General features: G+C 39.7%; 2 protein-coding genes. Both read right to left on the reverse strand.

Translation table 11 applies throughout. The features are described from left to right. Positions 1-101: 101 nt before the first annotated feature. Positions 102-1,313, reverse strand: a complete 1,212-nt coding sequence (locus F6K52_RS35435; protein WP_293089756.1) for a hypothetical protein — start codon at positions 1,311-1,313, stop codon at positions 102-104. 670 nt (positions 1,314-1,983) lie between these two features. Next, a partial coding sequence (locus F6K52_RS35440; RefSeq protein WP_293089758.1) for a DNA polymerase occupies positions 1,984-2,302 on the reverse strand: 319 nt, incomplete at its 5' end.

The following is a 2,302-nucleotide window of genomic DNA, read 5'->3' on the forward strand; positions in this document are numbered from 1 at the left end:
TTGATATAATTCTGGTACCATTTTCAATTGATAGGTCGTATTGACAAGTTATGACCTATCTTTTTTTACCATAATTCGCTCAATTTAAGATATATCAAGGGTTACAGGGCGCTTGTCGCCCCCCCAGGAATAGTATACCACCATCGAGTGCCCTCATCACGATTACCAATTACCTTAACTCCCACATACTTCGCGTTATCGGGAAGGTTACCAATATGTTTAGTATCACGCCCTGACTTTGGTCCTACTCCGAAAATACGAGACCCTTCATAGAAAATTTCTAGTCTATCTGGAATACTATAAAACTCATACTCTAAGGCAACTTTTGGATTTGTGCCTGGTGGGATTTTAAATAGGTCAGTCCGAACTTCGCTCGCTCCCTTGTAAGTATGCTTAACATTACATTGGACTGGAGCTTGACAACTAATTGATTGTATGGTTTGATTTCTGCTATCGGGTAGTAGAGAGTCTGCTAATGCTTCTCTACCGAAGGTTCCAGCCCAGGCCAGCAGTCTTGCTTCATCAGAAGTACCTAATTGCGCTAGGTTTAAGTTCTTTAAATTAGCATTATCCAGTGTTGCTTGTAACAGTTGCTTGACATTGGATTCACATTTTTGCTTTCCTGTGTTCTTTAATGCTATATAATTGTCTGAGGGGTTAGCATTGGCTTGAGACAAGGTTATGCTTTCTATGGGTTTCCCGGATGCACCATAAATAATAGCCTGACTATTGCTAAATTTAGCTTTAGTGCCATCAGCTAGAATAATCGCCTGCACTTTATTTTGGGTATCGTATTTAATTGTGAATTCAGATAACCGGTCTTTAATCTCTGATTCCTGTAGTGGGCTTTGTCCACCTACAACGGCTTTGGGTTTCGGAACTGAAACACCTTTAAAGGCAATCTCATAGATCCGAAATTCTTCCTCTGGTAAATTTACCTGCATGCGTTGTTCTGCCCCTGTGGATGGAGAAACGATCAGCACTTCGTTATATCCGGCAGAATAGGGTGTTTGTTGAATAACACCATAATCTTTGGCCAGGGCTCCAAACAGTAAATCTACTAACTCTTCAAGTGAACGGGGAATGCCATAGGGAATAATTTCATCTACTGCGTCATCAATCGTGTTATTTATCGCGTCTTCGATTTGTTCATTAATTCCCCCAGGAAGTTTGGGAACCTTAACCTTTGGAATAAGATCGTCTAAACCAAAGGCCCAGGTGTAATTGGCTGAAAACACTATGGATAATGTGACTAAGGATGACCGAAAGATTAGCTTTGGGATTGAGAACTTGGTTCGGGATACTTGTGCCATGATCAGTGTGTAGGAATGGAACAATTATCTGAAGAGATATCTGATAGAGACGTTGAGCGTTATGATAAATCTTCTAGATATAGAGCACCTGGAAACTGAATCTGTAAATCACTGGAAGCGTTATTTGGCTGTTTAATAATTTAGTTGGACTGTAACAACGCACGATATAGTCACCTGTAGACGATTACAGGATATTGCACATTACGATTAGTAAGTGGCTCCCATTAACTTACTAATCGTGACAATTTGTAAACTGACTCAAGCATTGGATAATAAGGGTTGGATTGATTACAATCTCAAATCAAATTACCAATCAGATAGTTAATATAATATTTTCTACCTCGACTATATTAACTAGACATCCGATAAATTTAGGTGAAGTTTTGATGAAGTATTACTCAAACTTTATTAACCTTAAGTTAAGCAGGGCTTTCACATTTCATCGTCAAAGGGTGACAAGCCAGGGCAAACACTTCTAAATTTCAAAACCCTTATCCAGTAAGGATTTCATCATTATACCGGGTATTCTCTAACTGTGAATAGAAGTAGAGTGGGCATCCTGCCCGCGCAAAAATATCAAGAACGGGCAAGATGCCCATTCCACCAAGATGCCCATTCCACAAAACTCTTCAGATAATTCCATTATTAAGCAAAGCCATTGCCTTTTGCCTCACTTCGCTTCCATCCAATTTTCCCCAGCATGTATTTCAACAACTAAAGGAACAGTCAACTCAACTGCTGATTCCATAGTTTCCCGAATTTTTACCTGCAATTCTTCCCATTCATCAGGGGGAATTTCAAAGATTAGTTCATCATGGACTTGTAATAGCAACCGCGCCTGATATTTCTGTAACTCTTGATAGAGTTTAATCATGGCAATTTTGATTATATCAGCGCTAGAGCCTTGGATGGGGGAATTAGCTGCTGCTCTTAATGACCCAGCATCATAGGGATTGATACCCTTAAGTTGATCGAGATCAATAGGAGAG

Source organism: Moorena sp. SIO3H5 (assembly GCF_010692395.1).
In the GTDB taxonomy this organism is placed as follows: Bacteria; Cyanobacteriota; Cyanobacteriia; order Cyanobacteriales; family Coleofasciculaceae; genus Moorena.

Excerpts from the sequence above, each read along its gene's own strand:
- F6K52_RS35435 (WP_293089756.1), bottom strand. The coding sequence starts at position 1,313 with ATGGCACAAGTATCCCGAACCAAGTTCTCAATCCCAAAGCTAATCTTT.